14 protein-coding genes, 1 tRNA gene and 1 pseudogene are annotated in these 15618 nt (G+C 59.4%); 9 read left to right on the top strand and 7 right to left on the bottom strand.

The genetic code is table 11. The features are described from left to right. Window positions 1-37: 37 nt before the first annotated feature. The 3 genes from BBJ66_RS02705 to phoR all read right to left on the bottom strand — a co-directional run bounded on the left by BBJ66_RS02705 (window position 38) and on the right by phoR (window position 3301). Window positions 38-1072 (bottom strand): substrate-binding domain-containing protein, encoded by a 1035-nt coding sequence (locus BBJ66_RS02705; RefSeq protein WP_071084801.1) that lies wholly within the window; start codon window positions 1070-1072, stop codon window positions 38-40. Between the two features lie 457 nt (window positions 1073-1529). Then, the gene (locus tag BBJ66_RS02700) at window positions 1530-1931 is read right to left on the bottom strand and encodes an endonuclease domain-containing protein (protein WP_071084799.1); all 402 of its coding nucleotides are present in this window, start codon (window positions 1929-1931) and stop codon (window positions 1530-1532) included. A 146-nt stretch (window positions 1932-2077) separates the two neighbouring features. Beyond that, entirely contained in the window at window positions 2078-3301 is a 1224-nt protein-coding gene (phoR, locus tag BBJ66_RS02695; RefSeq protein WP_071084797.1) for a phosphate regulon sensor histidine kinase PhoR, read from the bottom strand. A 239-nt stretch (window positions 3302-3540) separates the two neighbouring features. On the opposite strand from phoR, the gene ppk2 reads away from it, so the two are divergent. Beyond that, window positions 3541-4422, top strand: coding sequence for a polyphosphate kinase 2 (ppk2, locus tag BBJ66_RS02690; RefSeq protein WP_071084795.1), 882 nt, complete (start codon window positions 3541-3543; stop codon window positions 4420-4422). A gap of 102 nt (window positions 4423-4524) precedes the next feature. Here ppk2 and BBJ66_RS02685 read toward each other — a convergent pair whose 3' ends face one another. Further along, entirely contained in the window at window positions 4525-5724 is a 1200-nt protein-coding gene (locus tag BBJ66_RS02685) for a regulator (RefSeq protein WP_071084792.1), read from the bottom strand. 286 nt (window positions 5725-6010) lie between these two features. Between BBJ66_RS02685 and BBJ66_RS02680 the strand changes: the two genes are divergently transcribed. From BBJ66_RS02680 to BBJ66_RS02660, 5 genes and pseudogenes are all read left to right on the top strand, one after another. Next, the gene (locus tag BBJ66_RS02680; protein ID WP_071084790.1) at window positions 6011-6970 is read left to right on the top strand and encodes an NAD(P)H-dependent flavin oxidoreductase; all 960 of its coding nucleotides are present in this window, start codon (window positions 6011-6013) and stop codon (window positions 6968-6970) included. Window positions 6971-7091: 121 nt separating this feature from the next. Beyond that, window positions 7092-7167 (top strand) — tRNA-Thr (locus tag BBJ66_RS02675). A 438-nt stretch (window positions 7168-7605) separates the two neighbouring features. Further along, complete coding sequence (locus BBJ66_RS02670; RefSeq protein ID WP_071084787.1) at window positions 7606-8490, top strand: AbiTii domain-containing protein; 885 nt, start codon at window positions 7606-7608, stop codon at window positions 8488-8490. Window positions 8491-8645: 155 nt separating this feature from the next. Beyond that, window positions 8646-9824 (top strand): HEPN domain-containing protein, encoded by a 1179-nt coding sequence (locus tag BBJ66_RS35735; protein WP_071084785.1) that lies wholly within the window; start codon window positions 8646-8648, stop codon window positions 9822-9824. After that, window positions 9818-10009: pseudogene (locus BBJ66_RS02660) on the top strand (ATP dependent DNA ligase); the annotation flags it as partial. The gene BBJ66_RS35735 and the pseudogene BBJ66_RS02660, both read left to right, overlap by 7 nt. 36 nt (window positions 10010-10045) lie before the next feature. Here the strand turns inward: BBJ66_RS02660 and BBJ66_RS02655 are convergent. Further along, a complete protein-coding gene (locus BBJ66_RS02655; protein WP_128146116.1) occupies window positions 10046-10588 on the bottom strand; it encodes a carbohydrate binding domain-containing protein in 543 nt (180 codons plus the stop codon). 394 nt (window positions 10589-10982) lie between these two features. Between BBJ66_RS02655 and BBJ66_RS02650 the strand changes: the two genes are divergently transcribed. Further along, entirely contained in the window at window positions 10983-11456 is a 474-nt protein-coding gene (locus BBJ66_RS02650) for a hypothetical protein (RefSeq protein WP_071084781.1), read from the top strand. Between the two features lie 80 nt (window positions 11457-11536). Here the strand turns inward: BBJ66_RS02650 and BBJ66_RS02645 are convergent, their stop codons facing one another. Further along, on the bottom strand, window positions 11537-11971 hold the full coding sequence (locus tag BBJ66_RS02645; RefSeq protein ID WP_128146117.1) for a hypothetical protein: 435 nt from the start codon (window positions 11969-11971) through the stop codon (window positions 11537-11539). Window positions 11972-12571: 600 nt separating this feature from the next. Further along, complete coding sequence (locus BBJ66_RS02640) at window positions 12572-13201, bottom strand: hypothetical protein (protein WP_071084777.1); 630 nt, start codon at window positions 13199-13201, stop codon at window positions 12572-12574. Between the two features lie 220 nt (window positions 13202-13421). Between BBJ66_RS02640 and BBJ66_RS02635 the strand changes: the two genes are divergently transcribed. Further along, complete coding sequence (locus BBJ66_RS02635) at window positions 13422-13814, top strand: hypothetical protein (RefSeq protein WP_071084995.1); 393 nt, start codon at window positions 13422-13424, stop codon at window positions 13812-13814. A 227-nt stretch (window positions 13815-14041) separates the two neighbouring features. Beyond that, on the top strand, window positions 14042-15532 hold the full coding sequence (locus tag BBJ66_RS02630) for an MDR family MFS transporter (protein WP_071084775.1): 1491 nt from the start codon (window positions 14042-14044) through the stop codon (window positions 15530-15532). The last annotated feature ends 86 nt before the right edge of the window (window positions 15533-15618 follow it).

Below are 15618 nucleotides of genomic sequence, written 5' to 3'. Positions count from 1 at the left end.
CCGGCGCGGGCTTTGCAGCGCCGCGCCGGCAAAATCATTACATGGCCTTGCCGGCTTCGACTTCCTTGCGGATCGCGTCGCGCTCGGCATCCGGGGCGGCAACCAGGCCGTATTCGACGAGCGGGCTGTCGGGGCCGATCATCTGGTCGGATACGAAGAAGTTGACGTATTCCTTCAGGCCCGGAACGGCGCCGAGATGTGCCTTCTTGACGTAGAAGAACAGCGGGCGGGAAACCGGGTAGGTGCCGTTGGCGATCGTTTCCGTCGACGGAACGATACCGCTCATGCTGGCAACCTTGAGCTTGTCGGCGTTGTTTTCGTAGAAGGAGAGGCCGAATACGCCGACGCCGGTCTTGTTGGCGGCGATGCGGGCGAGCGTTTCCGGATAGTCGCCGTCGATGTCGACAGCAGCGCCGTCCTTGCGGACTGCGACGCAGGCCTTCGTCTGAGCGGCCTTGTCGGAGATTTCCTTGGCGATGACGTCGAGAGCACCCGAAGCCTTGCAGCCGGCAGCGAGAACGTTCTGTTCGAAGACTTCGCGGGTGCCGTGCTTTTCGCCCGGGATATAGGCGGCGATATCAACAGCCGGAAGCTTCGGGTTGACGTCCGACCACTTCTTGTAGGGGTTGGCGACGAGCTTGCCGTCGACGACGACCTGGGCTGCGAGGGCCTTGTAGATGTCTGCGGGAACGTAGGCAACATCCGGGTTGGAAGAGTCGGTTGCGAAGACGATGCCGTCATAACCGATCTTGACTTCCTGAATGTCGGTGACGCCGGCAGCCTTGCAGGCTTCGGCTTCGTTCTTGTTGATCGGACGCGAAGCGTTGGCAATGTCGATGGTGTCTTCGCCAACGCCCTTGCAGAATTCCTTCAGACCAGCGCCCGTGCCGCCGGATTCAACGACCGGCGTCTTGAAGTTGGTGAAGGTTTCGCCGAAGGACTCGGCAACGATCTTTGCGTAAGGCAGGACGGTGGACGAACCAGCAACCTGAATCTGGTCGCGGGCGACGGCAGCGCCAGCGAAAGCGGCGGTTGCAGCGAGCGCGGCAACGGTGAGCTTGAAGGTGTTCATTAGAAATCTCCCGCATTGGGCTTGTGTGAGTGCGGCCTTTCGAGAGGCCCTCGCAGTGCCTTTTTTCATCGGCGGGACTCTCTTAGCGCTGTAAGCACCGTCCTTTTATGTCAAATCGGTGAAACATTTGTGACAGGTTAAGTTTTTGATATTCAACATCAATTTTTACACACCTGGAGTGGATGCGTCACAGGGATCTGAATTTTTGGCCGCTTAACTACTTTGTGTTGCATAACCACATAACACACCAGAAAGTGAAGACTCTTGCATCCTTTCATTGAGATCGTACCGTGTATCTGCCCCTCATCCGCCTGCCGGCACCTTCTCCCCGTTTTACGGGGCGAAGGAGCATGGCCGCGACCTGTCCGTCCCTCGCCAACGTCTCGCGGGGCAAGTCCCCTCTCCCCGTTTTTACGGGGAGAGGGTTAGGGTGAGGGGCGGGCACAGCACGCCATCGCTAATCGCCCGCTGCCGGAAAGAACCGCAAATCCGTCGCTTCCACGCGTTCGGTCAGCCGTCCGTCACAAATCGCAACGATCGTCTCCAGCACGGACGACAGTTCTCTGAGCACATCCACGTTCCAGAAGCGAACGACCGACCAGCCGTTGCCGGTCATGAAGACATCCCGAATTGCGTCGCGTCGATTGCCTGCGTGTTGGCTGCCGTCGATTTCGATCACCAGCCGCAGTTCACGACAGGCGAAATCCGCAAAATAGGGACCGATCGGCAATTGCCGGACGAATTTATGTCCGTTGAGCCGCCGATCGCGCAGCTCATTCCATAGTTTGCCTTCCGCGTCATTGTCCGACTGACGCAACGATCGCGCTCGGGCGGTGGTTTTCGGCTTAGGGCCTCTCATCGATGTCGTTCCGTGTGATTTGCCCCTCACCCTAACCCTCTCCCCGTTTTACGGGGAGAGGGGACGTGCCATACGAGAGCGACAGGTCCCCTCTCCCCGCCTGCGGGGAGAGGGTTAGGGTGAGGGGCAGCCTCTCCATTCGGTCATTAGAACCGCACGGTGAAATCGGTGCCCTTGCCGACTTCTGACTTGACGATCAGCCGCGCCCTGTGGCGGGTGAGGATGTGTTTGACGATGGCGAGGCCGAGGCCGGTGCCTTTTTTCGAGCGGCTGTCCTCGATGCTGACGCGGTAGAAGCGCTCGGTCAGGCGCGGCACATGCTCGGCCGGAATGCCCGGTCCCTTGTCGACGATGCTGACCTCGACGGGCTGGCCGGCGCCGTTCTTCAGCCAGACATCGACGATCTTGCCCTCCTGGCCGTATTTGCAGGCATTTTCCATCAGGTTCTCGAACACCTGGACCAGCTCGTCGCGGTCTCCCAGCACCTCGACCTTGCCGTCGGGCAGATGCAGGTCGATGTCGACGCCGACATCTTTTGCGAGCGGCACCAGCGAATCCCGGACATGGCCGAGCAGCGGCACCAGATCGACCTTCTCATCCGGCGCGATATGCGATTTCAGCTCCAGCCGCGACAGCGACAAGAGGTCGTCGACCAGCCGGCTCATGCGCGTCGTCTGATCGAACATGATGGCGAGGAAACGCGCCTGCGCCTTCAGATCGTTCTTCGCCGGTCCCTGGATGGTCTCGATGAAGCCGCGCAGCGACGCAAGCGGCGTGCGCAGCTCATGGCTGGCATTGGCGACGAAATCCGACCGCATGCGGTCGATGCGGCGGACCTCTGAAATATCGCGGAAGGAGAGGATGAAATAGCGCTCCTGCGGCCCGCCTTCGGCCGAAAATTCGACCGGGGCGCTGCGGACGATATAGACGCGCTCCGACGGCAGCCGCTCGGCATGCTCGATCTGGTTCGGCGCGTTGGTGGCGATGGTTTCGCGCACCATGTCGAGCACGCCGGGCGAACGCATGCGGCCGGATATATGGGCGCCGAGCGCCACCTCGCCGAAGGCCTTTTCGGCAGCGCGGTTCTGGAAGAGCACCGAGGCATCGTCCGACAGCACCATGACCGGGATATCGAGGCCGGAGAGCGTGGCGGACACCTCAGGCAGGCGGCTCGGCGACACCTCCGGCTTGATCTCAACGGGCGCGGCCGGTTCGTCCTTGATGACGGGCGCCTCATTGAAAAGCGCGGTGACGACCATCACGAGCAGCAGGATGAGCACCACCCATTTGTTCATACCGGCGGCAAGCGCGGCGAGTGCGCTGAGGATCGCCGCCAGCAGCACCGGCCGTTCGCGCCGGATGCGCGCCAACAGGCTTTTTCTCCACGGAGTTTGGTCTTGCAAGTGCCCTCGCGGCGTCGATTCGTTTTTCTCTATATTGAACTCTGCCTGATAGCGGCAATTCATGACAGAAGTTTTCGGGCTGCCGCTTTGATGCGAAAGGCCGTAGCCGAAACCCCCGAAAAATTATCGGCGAATGCGAAAGATTTGATTTTCAACGGTAAATATGTTCGCCTGCAATAAGAACCGATCGGGCTGAGGAGGAACATATGGCCGAGACCGTCGAAAGCAGGGCCGTGGAGCTGGAGATCCGTGGAAAGCAACGCATCTTCGATGTCGACGATCCCATCCTGCCGGACTGGGTGGAGGAACATGCTCTTGCCTCAGGCGACTTTCCCCACAAGAAGAAGCTTAAGGAAGAGGACTATGTCGAGCAGCTGGAAAAGCTGCAGATAGAGCTCGTCAAGGTGCAGTTCTGGCTGCAGGCCTCAGGCAAGCGGGTGATGGCGCTGTTTGAAGGGCGCGATGCTGCCGGCAAGGGCGGCGCGATCTCGGCCTCCTCGGAGAATATGAACCCCCGCCTTGCACGCGTCGTGGCGCTGACCAAGCCCACAGAGCGCGAACAGGGGCAATGGTATTTCCAGCGTTATGTCGCGCAGTTCCCGACATCAGGCGAATTCGTGCTGTTCGACCGTTCCTGGTACAACCGCGCCGGCGTCGAGCCGGTCATGGGCTTCTGCACGCCGCAGCAATATGAGGATTTTCTCAAGCAGGCGCCGCAGCTCGAAAAGATCATCGCCCATGAGGGCATCTTCTTCTTCAAATTCTATCTCGATATCGGCCGCGAAATGCAGCTGAAGCGTTTCCACGACCGCAGGCACGATCCGCTGAAAGTCTGGAAACTGTCGTCGATGGACATCGCCGCGCTGATGAAGTGGGGCGACTACAGCGAAAAGCGCAATCGCATGCTGAAGGAAACCCATACGGATTTCGCGCCCTGGACGGTGATCCGCGCCAACGACAAGCGGCGGACGCGCCTCGAAATCATCCGCCACATGCTGAACAGGATGGACTATGACGGCAAGGACGAGAAGGCGCTCGGCACGGTCGACAAGGAGATCATCGGCTCAGGGCCCGGATTCCTGAAATAGGGTTCTCTGACGAGGCGCGCCGGGGCTGGGGCTACCAGCTTTGCTGGGACCGAGGCCATCGGCTTTGCCGAGGCTGGGGCCATCGGCTTTGCCGGAGCCGGATTATTGCCCCGGCAGGATGCGGATGGCGAAGAGGTTGATGCCGCGCGCCTTGCCGTCGAGATCGCTGTTGATCGTCAGCGTGCCCGGCGCATTCGGCGCCAGCGAGCGGTCGAATTTCACCTGCAGCAGCGCATCCGATTTTTCGCGGGTGACGTTGAAGCGATGGCGGGCGCAATTGCCGAGCGACTGGAAATTGCATTCGACGGTCACCTGCGTCGGCTCGTCGCTTGTGGATTGCAGCGTCAGCGCGATGGTCGAGGATTTGCCGGCAAGCTGCTGCAGCACCGAAGCGGGCACGCTGATCGAGATATTGCCATCGGCCGCACCGCTCTCGGAAATCAGGCGAATGGCGGGACCGTCATTCTCGGCGATCTTTTCGGTGCGCGCCCGCGGGCCGCTCTGGATCTTGTCGGCATCGTCGGGCTTGAACAGCGGGATCCAATCGGCCGAAAAGCTGTTCTGCGGATCGATCGTTACCGGCTCGTCGGTGTGAGGGGCGGCATTGCCGGCGCTGTCGTCATTGCCGGTGAAATCCTCGGGCTGGGTGCTGGCGGGTGGATTGGCGACGCTGGTGTCGCGCTCGGCGGCCGTCATCAGCAGGCCCGACGTATGCGCCCACCAGGCGCCGATGCCGATGAAGGCCAGCAGCACGCACCAGACGAGAAGCCTGGAAAAGAATTTGCGCGGCTTGCGGCGGCCTGCCGCCCGCTCCGGGCGGAAATCCATGTTGGTGGCGCGCTGACCGCGGGTAAGCCGCTCCTCGCCGACCGGGGCGGCAGCCAGATGATCGGCGCTGCCGGCATGCACGTCGTCGAGGCTGAAATCGTCGCCGCGGCTGTGGGCCACCTCGGGAGCGCGGGTCTCGCCTGCGGCCACGGGGCTGTCGATCAGATTGTCGATATCGCCGACATCGCCCGTGTGAACCGGCGGCGCCGGCATTTCCACGACGGGCGGCACGGGCACTTCAGGCGGCCTCTGGCGTGGGTGCAGGCGGTCGCGCTCCTCGCTTTCGATGGCGTGGATGGTGCTTTCCAGGCGATGGCGATGATGGGCGACGACCTCGGTCTCGGTGATATCCTGCTTGCGCAGGCCGGCTTCAAGCGCCTGGCGGGCCGACTGGTAGATCCTCGCTCGAACCTCCGGATTGTCGCGATCGGAATTGTCGAGCGCTGTTCTGATGGCCGTTTCTAATCCGCTCACTTCAAGTCCTTCACCTTGAACCCGGCATCGGACTGCAATCCCCGCCGTTCTCCATCAAAATTCGGTAGCGGCAAGCGCGGCAAACCGCAAGCCTTGCAGGCCCGGCTGCAGCGGATCGGCGGGGATAATCGCCAGGTTTTGCCGCTTGCGGACCTTATTCTACCAGCTTTGTCAGCCGCCTATATTCGGGCAGAAATCGACGAAGGCGTGGCAGCCGCTCTTTTATCGGCTTTTCTTCTCTGTTATGAGATTGACGTTTTCGTAAACGTCAATGGAAGCGTCAAGCATGGCCCTGCCCCCGATCCTCAGCGACAAATTGAGACTGCCGGTCATCGGCTCGCCGCTGTTCATCATCTCGCATCCGGCGCTGACGCTGGCACAGTGCAAGGCGGGTGTCATCGGGGCGTTTCCGGCGCTGAACGCCCGGCCGGCAAGCCAGCTCGACGAATGGCTGGCCGAGATCACCGAAGAGCTTACCCGCCACGACGCCGCTCATCCCGACAGGCCGGCCGCCCCCTTTGCCGTCAACCAGATTGTCCACATGTCGAACAAGCGGCTGGAGCACGACCTGTCGCTCTGCGTCAAATACAAGGTGCCGGTCGTGATCTCCTCGCTCGGCGCCGTGCCCGAGGTCAACGCCGCCGTGCATTCCTATGGCGGCATCGTGCTGCACGACATTATCAACAACCGCCATGCCCATTCGGCCATCCGCAAGGGCGCGGACGGGCTGATTGCGGTCGCAGCCGGAGCCGGAGGCCATGCCGGCACGCTGTCGCCCTTCGCGCTCGTCCAGGAAATCCGCGAATGGTTCGACGGGCCGCTGCTGCTTGCCGGCGCGATTTCGACCGGCGGCGCCATCCTCGCCGCAGAAGCGATGGGCGCCGACATGGCCTATATCGGCTCGCCCTTCATCGCCACTGAAGAAGCGCGCGCCACCGAGGCCTACAAGCAAGCGATCGTCGAAGGCGCTGCCGGCGATATCGTCTACTCCAACTATTTCACCGGCGTGCACGGCAACTATCTCAAACCCTCGATCGTCGCCGCCGGCATGGACCCGGATAACCTGCCCGCCGCTGATGTCTCGAAGATGGATTTCGAGCAGGCGGTCGGCGGCGCCAAGGCCTGGAAGGACATCTGGGGCAGCGGCCAGGGCATCAGCGCCGTCAAGGCCGTCGAGCCGGTGGCCAAACTCGTCGACCGGCTGGAGGCCGAATACAAGGCCGCCCGCGCCCGGCTCAGCCTCTGAACCTGAACTCGCCGCCCCTACCCTCTTTTTTGCCAAAGCCATGACAGGGCGCTTGAAATCTTCGGACAATGGCTGTATCAGCGCCATGCAAATCGCGGGCCGCATGCTTCGGCCGTGAGATGCCGCTTTAGCTCAGGTGGTAGAGCACATCATTCGTAATGATGGGGTCGCAGGTTCGAGTCCTGCAAGCGGCACCAGCCTTCCCTTTCTCCTTTGATTTCATTAATCATTCAATGATATCAATGTCTCGACAGCTGCCGACTGAGCCCCACGACAGGGACACACGGCAGATCAATGGCGTTTCGAATGGCTAAACCGACAACACGCAAAGGGACGGCTAACGCACAATTCAAGCGCCGCGTCCCGCTCCATCTGGTCGACACGTTGAAAGGCCAGCGGACAAACTCGCGTCTCTCAAGACGCTCGACCTTGCCGGTTTAGCCAACGTTGCACCTGAAGCCGATCCGAGCACATCTGCTCTGCGCGGCACAGCATCTGAGCACGCGGCGGGGCATCACCGCGTCGGCGTTTCCACTGGCGAAAAATTGGTGCAGCAATACACAACCTCTGGCTTATTATGCGCGCACTGGTATTGATTGGCGGGAGACCATCTAAGGGATTCGAAAGCTTCATTGATGCTTGGGCTGGTAGAAGAGATACAGCGAGATGCCCTCAATCCTGATGTCGGTGTTTCGACGCTTCTGCGGAAGGTAAAGCTGGCGGCTGCGAAATTGCAGCTGCCCACTATCGAAACGTGGGTGGAGGCCGAGCTTCATGGTTACGATGGCCCCGTGCCTCCCTACCGCAAATTTAAAGGTATCCCAAAGGCTTTTAATCCGTTCCGGGGTTGGATCGGAATACAGGTAACTGCTGAGGTATACGAAAAAATCAGCGGGACAAGCACAGGTCAATCCGTAGCGCAGATTGAGGACTTGCTTGCTGACAAGGCGGAGACGACATTTCACACGCCGATGAACCGCAATGTAGTTGACGCTTTAAACACTGGCACGCGGGTTCAACTTCCACAGATGTCTGTCTTTATTGGAAGGTCTGACTTAGCGGGCATCTTAGACACAGTTCGCAACATGGTTCTTGATTGGGCGATAGCTCTTGAAAAGAATGGAATAAGGGGGGATGGAATGTCATTCAGCCAAGAAGAGAAATCAGCCGCGCAGCGCGATGCGTCCATCACTATAGGGTCTGTCGGAACGATCGTTGGCGTGGTCGGTGGCCAGAACAGCGTCCGCGATATTGTCGGCGGGAACATGAACCTGACGTCGGTACGCGACCTTGCGCAGCAGCTCCGTACTGGCCATGAACTTCTTGTCAGCGCGGGGGCGGACGGGCGGTCACTATCGTCGGCTGTGGACGCCTTGATTGTTGAGTCTGAAAAACCTGAACCCAATCAAGGTGTACTGCGGGGATTGTTGACAGACGCGCGCACAGCGTTGGCTGGCGCAGCAGGGAATTTGATGGCAAGTGGCGCTTTGGCATTGATCAGCACACTGCTCGGGGGCTAGTCGAACGCCGATGGCGGCAAAGGTCCGTTGTTCTATGGAGCGCGCCGGGAGCGAAGGCGGCAAATCGGCTGCGGGATGACCAGAAGCACCCGTCGAAGAGTTTAAAGCTTCCAGCTGGAGGGCCGTGGTAGGTAGCCTATTCGGGGAATCGACGTATGAATATCGCAGAAGATCAAGCGGTGCTCGCTGCGCTGGAGGCAGCTTATCCCGCAGCAAAGAGATTACGAAATCCTCTTACTCCTGTCTCTGCCGGGAAGCCGACTACGGTATGGGGTAAACTGCGCAAGGCCTTAGAAGCGCACGAGGTTTTCGGAAAGGGGCGGCAAGTATTCGCAGGAGCGCACCAGCTGCAGCTCCACCCGTCTATGCTTTCGCAGTATATTAATCGACCCCTTGCAGCGAGGGGGCCAGAGGATACCTTGAGGTGGCTCCATGCTATTTTCTCCGTGGAGAAATTCGTCTCCCGACAGTGTGCCGAACTTATCGGCGTCAAGGTCGTCCGGGACTGCGCATTCGCCAACGGGGTTCAATTGCTGCCGCTTGGAAACATGCGACCGTCTTGGCATTCCAATCAACTAAGGTACGTTTATGAGGGGCCTCGATCTTTCATGGCCGCAACGCCATCCGATGTTGCCGGAATGATCCAGAAGGTGGAGATGACCTTCTCAACAGATGTTAAATCACATCGGCATGATTATTCCGCATTCTCTGAACTCGCGCTCGCTATTACGACAGCAACTGATTCAGCTCCGGTGGTTGGAGCAGCTTGGGGCGAGTATGAGGACACGGATTTCGCGGACGCCGAGTTTGGATGGGGACATATGCCGGCTCGGTATGAGGGACGACCGCCGCGATTCTCGACCGTCACATTGGAAGACGAGCACGTTGAACCGATTAATCGGTTTCTGTCGTTAAGTGGTAACGTCAAGCGCGCATGTGCGAACGCAGCCGCGCGGTTAAACTCCGCTAGACGCCGCGTAGAAACAGGACAAAGTGCGATCGACCTAGCGACGGCGTTTGAATCCCTGTTGGCCACGAGCGATGAAAGAACGGAGATCACCTATCGCCTTCGATTGCGTGCTGCCTTGATCCTTGCAAGCGACTACGAAGGGCGGCTGGAGGTATCAAACCGAATGAGAGACCTTTACGCTCTACGCAGCAAAATTGTTCACGGTGATAGTGTGGCTTCAAGCACCGCTGCAGACCGGGCTACGGTTGATTGGGACACACAAAATTTCAGCCGGCTTTTGAATCTGGTGATTGACGCGGGGCGATTGCCCGACCTTAAGCGGCTGGAACTCACCGGAGATGCTGCTGAAGCATTCCCAAGCTGATCATCGGTAAGCCGGCGGTCGACACCGGGCGCAAGCGAAACGCGGTGTTCGTCAATCCGAAGCTTGTTGCCGAGATCGAGTATCGAGCGTGGACCCATGACGGCAAACTCAGGCATGCGTCATACAAGGGGCTGCGGGAGACGCAGGACGATGTGGCGATTTTCGATCTATCCGGACAAGTGTAGCTGCGGACTTCACTGACTGCATGCCTCTCGCCTGGCTTACTCCATTAACTGGACATCATCGATGAGAATCATAGGTCCAGCATAATGGGGAGCGTTCTCCGTGAATATGTGCACATCCGTCGGCCCGTCTTTATCGACCTGCACGGGAACTTGATACAGTGTCCAATTGGTCTCAGGCTTCACCATAGCAGCGAACACCGTCCTGGTTCCAACTCTGGCAATTAGCGGGGTTAATCCCGCATACCCGCTACTAGCTTTGTACCAAAATGAAAAACTGTAGATGTGGCTTTTCAGCTCAACCAGCTGTGTGACCCCTCCCGTGCCCCCTCCAAGCCCGCCGATTGCCACGCTATATTTTTCGGTGTGGGGATCCTGGGTGACCGCCGAATTAGGCGGGATGAGTGTCCATTCGGAGCATGTTGCGGAACCGGGTATGCAGCTGTTCTCGAAACCGCCATTTCTGATCTGATCGTCTGCATTCGCATGAGACGCTGCGAGGGATGCCGTTAGATAGGCGCCAGCCACAAGTGCAGCCCGAGAAATGGTTGCGACGCGACGTGCAATCAAAGGGTTCTCCATCTGATGGCCTCCCTTGAGTTGTATTGCATTCATCAATATCGCGCTCATATGTTGTAGTAGTCAATTGACCTATAATTGAGCCCTCGTACTCACATCGGCTGTGGCCTACGACGGCAAGCCGCGACATATAAAGGACTGCGCGAAGCGATAAGCTGGCGGTTTGTGAGTGGACACACCCTAAGGTCTAACACCGGCCAGCCTAATGCGTCTCGTCGACGCGACTCTGCAAACAGCCGCCCTCTCAGTCGTTGCTAGTGACAGCTTTGCCCAGTCGGTGGGCAAGCCTTCAACAGTTTGAAGACATCTTCAACTCAGGCCGGCTGGCTGCCCCTTATATAAATATGCGCGACTGATATCGATCGAACGCGAGCAGGTTTAGCAATTAGGAGGATCTATGCGGACATCGCTTTTAAGCATCGCGCTTTTCACATTTACCCTGTCCGCTGCTCAGGCAAAAGACTTCCCTCTCGCCTCATGTGCCGGATGGAACGGAACGCTCGTCAGCAAGACCGGCACCGATACAAGCACAGCAGTGATGGAAGGCAAGCTCACTCGGGCCGATTTCCAGGAATATTGCAAGCGCGACGCAGGATGGGAGACAACAGCCCATGGCGGCAAACTGACCGTCAAGCAGTGCGTGGCGATGTACACGAAAGAGAATGGGGAAGACACTTTCCGTTCCACCGCCAATTGCAGCGAAGGCACGCTGTCCTTCGAACACTCTGCCGGAACACCGCAGAGTGTCACTTTCCCACTACCAGAGAATTCAGACGTCTCGTGCGCTTCGGGGATGCCGCCGCTGATCGAGCAGTTCCGCCTTCTCTGCCCTCAGGCCGCGCGGGAGTTTCATTTGATGGATGACGAATGACGGGGTGGCTGCGTAATATCGCACAGACTCGCCTTTCCCGACAGCGTAACGGCGTTTGTGACGCCGCAGACACAACGCCGTCATCGTTTGATAGCTGACTTGAGAAACCGCCTCAAAACTTCATGGAGAGTCAGGAGCGAAAACAGGGTGATCCACCCGCCGACAAGGCAGATCAGGTAAAACGCGGCAAATCTGAAATGACCAAACAGCTCGACTCCACTTCGGCACCTCGCGTTGGTGCATGCGGGAACTTGAGCCATGCCATAGGCAGCTAACCCAACCAGAGACAGGCTTAAGAACGCAATGCCTAACGCCTTGGCGGTTGAAATCTCAGGGTTAGGTTTGCGGGCGATCTGGCGCGAATAAAGGAAATAGATCGCTAAACATAAGCACGGAAGAGCCGTCGCCAGTAAGGCCAGTAGCATTGAAGCCAGCAGCGTCGATGCAGGTGTCGGATCGACGAGGATCGAGAAAACGTTCGCGAATAAATAAGCTAAAATAGGAATGCCAAGCATTGAGGTCTCCCAGCTTTTCGGGCCGGGTTTATAGAACTCTTGGAATACGAAGACGAAGTGGGACGCCAGCGCAAAAAGCGCTGGAAACAGCGGGAACTCCCATCGTAAAATAAGCAATCTCAACAATCCGAAACCTACCTAGCGCTCTGCCGAAAACGAGGCGATGCGTACGCTTTATCTAGAAGAACCGACTCCTCCTCGGTCCAGGAGCCGCGATCTATGCCATCAATCGCCTGAAAACCGCAACCGACAGGAACAATGCCGCCGCCGCACTGGTTCTCCCCTTGAGACAACAAGGATGGAGAAAACCATGCCCTGCAAATTCATCGCGATATCGCTGCTTTCCATCGGCTTTGCCGGCCCGGCGCTGGCGCAGACGGCAGGCGGGGCGGATTCCAGTGGGCGGCTTTCGGCGGCGCTCTTGATGGCACCTCTATTTGACGGCCGCACGGACCGTATGGTACGGTTTCATGATGTGGTGGAACGAGGCATTCGCGCCTCGCCCCGAGGGCCTTGCGCCCCTGCCGGATTGGGTCATGTAGGATGACTTTCTCCGGGAAGCCTTGGATGAACTATGGAGGCTCCATATGGCACCTCCTTTCATTCGAATATATTGGCCGGAGGCGTCGTTCGCGCGCTGCCTTCGGCCAAATCTTTGTCATCGGTGTTCGATCCCAAATAATACCACATCCTTCCGCTTCGACGCGCTACCCCCTCCTTAGAAAGTCGGTAGAGTGTCATTCCCACGGTCTTCTCATGCATACCAGTCAATCCGATCGCGCTTAGAAAGTCCTTTACGTCGGCAGCCTTGGTGCCTTTGTCGCCTTCGGCCTTAAGGATCTGTATGATCCACTCGCGTATCGATAGTGTTTCATTCGCAACGGCTTCCATCGGCAACGACTGGACATTACCGAGAGTCTCCTTGCTGGTCGAACCCTCTATCAAAGGGCCTTGAAGATGGGCAGGGCGCGGGACGCCGGCCAAGTCAAACGCCTTGGCATACCGATCCATTCCCAAAGCTTCTCCGACGTTATTCCAAAGGTCAGCATCGTTGCTAAAGCCGAAGGCTCGCAAGGCGGCCCTGATCGAGGTAATCGCTTCGTTGGCGATACGCAGCCGCTCCTGCGCGTCCGCCATATCCTTGGCGGCCTTCTCATGTTCCTGCCCAGCTTCGATGGTCCTCACAAGGAGCGCGTAAACGCCATCCCGCTCATGATCTTTTAAAAACATCACCCTTCCTCATAATCGATTCGATACTCGCATGTTCTCCCGACGTAAGCAATCCCCATAAGAAATCCCATCAACACATCATCATATCCAATCACGGGACAATAGAGGATCCATTTCGGCGGGTGCGACATATTTCTCAGCTGGCGTTTCGAGCAGTCGTTAAGGAACAATGCCGCCGCCGCTTGGGTTCCCCTTTGAGGCAACAAGGATGGAGAAAATCATGTCCTGCAAATTCATCGCGATATCGCTGCTTTCCATCGGCCTTGCCGGCTCGGCGTTGGCGCAGACGGCAGGCGGGGCGGATTCCAGTGGGCGGCTTTCGGTGGCGCCTGTTATCGGCGGATCGGGGAGTTCGGGTGTGGGTTCCGCCGGCACCGGTTCGGCTGGCACCGGCTCTGCCGGCGCCAATTCGCCGGGCAGCGGTTCCGTCGGCACCGATTCCGGCACGACCGGCAGCACGAGCGGCAATACCACGGGCACGGGCGGCGTCGAGCTCAACAGCGGCCGCAGCACGATCAATCCCGGTGGCGTCAATCCCGATCTCAAGCCGACGCCGGGTTGCACCGCCGGTTCCGGGAATACCGGCTCGGGCGGCGAGGCCTGCCCGCAATGAGGATATCGCGGATATCCGCCTGACTCCTGACAGAATGAAGGCCCGGCGTTGAGGGCGCCGGGCCTTTGCTCGGCGGCCTGAACCGCATAAAACAACAGTTGCCGTGAGAACTGCTTTACCGGCCGGTTTCCAGGACGTAATAGTACCGCATCCCTCCGCAAGCGGCGATCGCCCTACCCAGCCTGCCGATATCCCCGGCGTCCGCGGAGCACCCGAAGAGGATTGTCATGTCGAATGCAGCGCATCGCTCGAACCGCGTGCTTGTCGTCGCGACCATCATGTTCGCCACTTTCATGGTGGCGATCGAGGCGACGATCGTGGCAACCGCGATGCCGCGCATCGTCGGCCAGCTCGGCGGTTTTTCCTATTACAGCTGGGTGTTTTCGGCCTTCCTGCTGGCGCAATCGACGACGACGGTGATCTACGGCAAGCTTTCCGACATCTTTGGGCGCAAGCCGGTGCTGATCGGCGGCATCCTGATCTTCCTCGTCGGCTCTTTGCTCTGCGGGCTTGCCTGGTCGATGATGTCGCTGGTGCTGTTCCGCCTGCTGCAGGGGCTGGGTGCCGGCGCCATCCAGCCGGTGACGATGACGATCATCGGCGATCTCTTCAAACTCGAGGAGCGCGGCCGCGTGCAGGGCGCGATGGCGACCGTCTGGGCGACCTCGGCCGTCGTCGGGCCGCTGGCCGGCGGCATCATCGTCGACAATATCTCCTGGGCCTGGATCTTCTGGATCAACCTGCCGATCGGCATTCTCTCGATCATCGCCTTCATGATCTTCCTGAAGGAGGAGGTGGCGCACAAGCAGGCAAAGATCGATTACCTCGGATCGGTGCTGTTTTCGATCTCGATCGTGGCGCTGCTCGTCATGCTGACGGAAACCGATGCCGGCGCCTGGATCCTGCTGACGCTCTTTGCCGTCTTCGTCATTGCGGGCCTGCTCTTTCTCGCCCAGGAGAAACGGGCGCCGGAGCCGATCATTTCGATCCCGCTCTGGAGCCGCCGGCTGATCGCCACCAGCAATGCGGCGACGCTCTTGGCCGGCATGGCGCTGATCGGGCTTTCCACCATCCTGCCGATCTATGTACAGGGCGTGCTCGGCCGGTCGCCGATCGTTGCCGGCTTCACGCTGACCATGCTGGTCGTCGGCTGGCCGCTGGCGGTGATGCTTTCCAGCCGCTTCTATAAAGCCTTCGGCATTCGCCGGACGCTGCGCGTCGGCAGCCTGCTGTTTCCGTTCGGCGCCTGTTTCCTGCTGTTCCTGACGCCGGAGAGTTCGCCGGCACTTGCCGGCGCCGGCTCCTTCTTCATGGGCTTCGGCATGGGCCTGATCAGCCTCACCAGCATCGTGCTGGTGCAGGACAGCGTCGAATGGTCGATGCGCGGCAGCGCCACCGCCTCGATCATCTTTGCCCGCAGTCTCGGCAATACGCTTGGCGCCACCGTGCTCGGCGCCATCCTCAATGCCGGCATCAATCATTATGCCGGCGGCGAGGCGGCGGCCGGCCTGCACGAAGCGCTGAACCAGCCGACCGGGCTTTCGGCGCTCGCCGCCGACCCGGCGATCCGCGCCGTCTTCAATGCGGCGCTGCATTGGAGCTTCTGGGGCGTGGTGGTCGTCGCAGTGCTGACCTTCTTCACCACCTGGCTGATCCCGGTGGCGCCGAGCCGGAAACGCGAGGGCGCGGCTGTCGCAAGCGAGGCGGCCTCGCGTTAAGCGGTTCGGCCGATGCGGGGTGATCGACGAGAGCGGAAATGGGCGGCAATGTGCGGAGAGGCGCTCAAGTCTAGGCCTACAAGCCC

Source organism: Rhizobium sp. RSm-3 (genome assembly GCF_001854685.1).
Taxonomy (GTDB): domain Bacteria; phylum Pseudomonadota; class Alphaproteobacteria; order Rhizobiales; family Rhizobiaceae; genus Rhizobium; species Rhizobium ecuadorense.
The sequence above is the reverse complement of the archived record's forward strand: the minus strand, read 5'-3'. Positions and strand labels throughout refer to the sequence as shown.